General features: G+C 54.7%; 1 protein-coding gene. It reads right to left on the bottom strand.

All coding sequences use genetic code 11. The annotated features are described in order from the left end of the window. The coding region (locus tag PPL9_RS32540) for a hypothetical protein (protein WP_161831431.1) at positions 1 to 203 on the bottom strand (203 nt) is incomplete at both ends.

Below are 203 nucleotides of genomic sequence, written 5' to 3'. Positions count from 1 at the left end.
ATGAAGTGAACGCCCCAAAGAAAGCGGTTCGCGATCTTGTCCAGCCTGTTCAGCAAGCAAGGTTCTCGGGTTTCGGAGGTGTCAAACACTTCACTGAGTACGCGGCGGACTTCTTCAAGGTTATCGTTGCAGCCTTTGGCGTATTCGTGGCTGGTGGTTGGCGGCATAAACGCGATGCCCATGTCGACGCTCTCCAGAGAACC

Origin of the sequence: Pseudovibrio sp. POLY-S9, from assembly GCF_001431305.1 — a bacterium.
In the GTDB taxonomy this organism is placed as follows: Bacteria; Pseudomonadota; Alphaproteobacteria; order Rhizobiales; family Stappiaceae; genus Pseudovibrio.
This window is presented reverse-complemented; position numbering and strand designations above follow the sequence as displayed.